Below are 1494 nucleotides of genomic sequence, written 5' to 3' on the forward strand. Positions count from 1 at the left end.
CCCACCCCTTTCAAGGTCCGTTGATCAGTCAATGCGACCGCGGGCCAGAACACGGGCCGTGGCGACATGGCGCGAGGCCTCGCGATGGCTGACGTAGTGCTTCTTTGCCACGGGCTTGGCCCCGCGGCGATGGCGGCGCAGTTGCGCGGGCTGGACATGCGCCGCGATGTCCAGCAGCGCCTGCGCCAGCGCCGCAGCATCGAGCCGGTCGTAGGCATCCCACGCCTGCGGCTGCACGGCCACGAGCATGCCCGCGTAGTGCGCCCGGACCTCACTGGCCAGGTAGTACAGCGAGACATCCTGCACATCGACCAGTTCGCTCGCATGGCGCGCATGCACAGCCGCCTGCAGCACCGCGAGCACGTTGTACGCCAGCACCGCCACGCCAAAGGCCAGCAGCGCCGCACGGGGCTGTCCCAGGCTGGCGACTTCGCTGTGCAGCACGGCCTCCAGGCGCTGGAACATCGACTCGATGGACCAGCGCCGGCGGTACAGCCGTGCGATCGTGCCGGCGTCCATGTCTCGGGCATCGAGGTTGGTCAGCAGCCGCACCACCGTGTCGCCGTCCTCGGTGGGCACGTCCAGCGCCAGCTCGATGCGCCGCAGCGCCCGGGGCTCGCCGTGTTGGCCCTCGGGCGGGGGCAGTTGCACCGGCTGCTCCGCGACCGTGCCCGTATCGATGCGCCCGCATGGGCGCAGCGGGCCGCACGGCGTGGGGTGTGCGTTGATGCCGTGCTCGCGCACGATGAAGCTGGCCCCTTGTGCGGCCCAGCCGCCCAGGATGGCGCGAGTGCTGAAGTTGCAGTCGGCCAGCCACAGCTCGCCGCGCTGGGCCTGCTGCAGCAGCGGCGCCACAAGCAGCCGCTCCTGCACATGGGCGTCCTCTGCCGGCACCACATCCACCACCAAAGCGCTGTCGGGGTCGAACACCACCAGCGACTGCCCCGGCAGTGCCGCGCCGCGGTAGCCGCGCAGCGGCTTGATGCGCCGCTCGCTGCCCGCCAAGTGGCTGCCATCGAGGATGCGCACGCGCCAGCCCGGGGCCAGTGCCGGCTTGCCGTGCTGCAGCTGTGCCATCACGGGCGCCAGGCGCTGGGCGCTGCCGGCCACGAGCGCGCGCACCAGCGCCGGCTCGGTGCCATTGACCTTGTCGTACAGCGCCGTGATCGACACCGGCAGCGCCGCGCCGGCGGCCTGTGCCGCCGCGTGCAGCGACGGCCGCAGCCCCACGGCCACCAAGCTCATGAGCTCTACCGTGGTCGAAAACAGCAACTCGCGCACGTACTGGTGCTCCGCGTGCTGGGCGAACACCTCATCGATCCAGGCCGCATCGAGCGTGTGCTGCAGCGCCAGCCGCGCCATGAGCGTTACGGGACTGTGGTGCGCAAAGCGCTCCACGACAGCATCCACTACCGTCATCGCACACCTCCGCTTGACCTTGCGGCTCACCGCAAGTGTCAGCGGCCCGGTATGCGAGCACCTTGAAAGGGGTGG

Annotated in this window: 1 protein-coding gene; it reads right to left on the reverse strand. The window is 70.6% G+C overall.

Going from position 1 to position 1494, the window contains the following annotated elements; translation table 11 throughout:
• Positions 1-24 precede the first annotated feature (24 nt).
• Positions 25-1362: an IS4 family transposase gene (locus tag ALA01S_RS30975; protein ID WP_084268122.1), complete on the reverse strand. Its 1338-nt coding sequence runs from the start codon at positions 1360-1362 to the stop codon at positions 25-27.
• Positions 1363-1494 lie beyond the last annotated feature (132 nt).

The sequence above is a fragment of the Azohydromonas lata NBRC 102462 genome (genome assembly GCF_001571085.1).
Classification (GTDB): domain Bacteria; phylum Pseudomonadota; class Gammaproteobacteria; order Burkholderiales; family Burkholderiaceae_C; genus Azohydromonas; species Azohydromonas lata.